Here is a 1,102-nt window from a genome sequence, read left to right on the forward strand (position 1 = left end):
TTTGCAGGATTGGCGGCGGCTGGGGTTGATGGGCGGGGGCTTGTCGATCGTGGCAAGGGCTCGGCGGGTGAACAGAAGCTGGCCGACGAGTTCGGCCAGCCTGAGGGGAAGCATTTTGATGCAGTTGGTCCGGGCCGCGATCCGCAGCAGCAGATAGGCGATCATAGCCGCGAGCACTTGCAAGCGGATTGCGTTGTCGTTGGTTCCGAGAAACTTGCGGATATCGAGATGTTGCTTGATCCAGCGAAACAGCAACTCGATCTGCCATCGGCTCTTGTAGAGAGCGGCGATCTCGACGGCGGTGCGGTCAAGATCGTTGGTCAGAAGCGTCATCACGCCACCGTTCTCGCGCCTGAGCTTGATACGGCGCAGCGGTATTGGCAGCCGTGAATCACCCTTGGAAACTAGCTTGACCTCGTCATCGGCGATGATCTTGAAGCCATCGCCCTTGCGCTTGCGGATGGTGCGATGCTTGAACGCCCGAAGCCGAATGCGTTGCTTGGCCCGGGTCACGAACAAAGCCTTGCTGTCGTTGATCTTCTGCCACCAGTCAAAGCGGCAATATCCCTTGTCGAACACGTAGGTTGTGCCTGGCTGGATCGGAACCTGACGACCGATCTCGATGTCGTTGACGTTGGCTGACGTCACCTCGACGGACGACGGGACATCACCCTTGGGATCGTAGACGGCGTGCAGCTTCATGCCGCGGATGCGGCCGTTCCACGTCGCCCAGTTGCAGACCTTGCCGAGTGGGATCGGGCTGGCATCAATCAGGCGCACCATCTCCTTGCCTTCGCATCGCAGCTGCCGACTGGCCATTGCCGACAGCGTCGCAAAGGTCTGCGCGAAGACGCTGACCGGGCGGCGGGCATTGGCATCTGACAGTGTCGAGCGGCGCAGCTTGCCGGTCCCAAGATGATAGTGGTGCTGAGAATTGGCGTTAAAGCCGGCCACGACGGCGCGCAGGCTGTCGTTGCCGCTCAGTTGCGCATAGATCAGTGCGACCAAATGATCCCAGCTCGTGAACGACTTGTCGTAGGCGTCCCCGTCCACACCATCCACAGCCGTTCGAAATTGCCGCCGATTGATCGGTTCAAGGAGC

General features: G+C 60.2%; 1 protein-coding gene. It reads right to left on the reverse strand.

The annotated features are described in order from the left end of the window. The coding region (locus BMW89_RS37150; protein WP_143062900.1) for an IS4 family transposase at positions 1-1,102 on the reverse strand (1,102 nt) is incomplete at both ends.

Origin of the sequence: Bradyrhizobium sp. OK095, assembly GCF_900109945.1 — a bacterium.
Taxonomy (GTDB): Bacteria; Pseudomonadota; Alphaproteobacteria; order Rhizobiales; family Xanthobacteraceae; genus Bradyrhizobium.